The organism is Vallitalea sediminicola, assembly GCF_054408565.1.
This window is the reverse complement of record NZ_BTPT01000446.1, coordinates 1-224: the sequence shown is the minus strand read 5'-3', so window position 1 is coordinate 224 and position 224 is coordinate 1. Positions and strand designations below refer to the sequence as shown.

1 protein-coding gene is annotated in these 224 nt (G+C 25.0%); it reads left to right on the top strand.

Annotated elements, in window-relative coordinates:
• A partial coding sequence (locus ACX6CF_RS27375; RefSeq protein ID WP_458788523.1) for a hypothetical protein occupies window positions 1-224 on the top strand: 224 nt, incomplete at both ends.

Genomic DNA, 224 nt, shown 5'->3' with positions numbered 1-224 from the left:
CTGGAATTCAAACGTTTATTGGAAAAATTTGGTTCTTCTATAGGAAATATTGATGAGAACAATTCATTATCAGTAATTCATCATTCAATATCCACGAAAGATGAATTAGACAAGTTCATTGTTAAGATATCTAATGAAAAAACATTAGCATATTATATTGTGACTGAAAATCATAAAGTTATCGGTATTAGTATTACTTATAATGAACAAGAATCATATTTTAT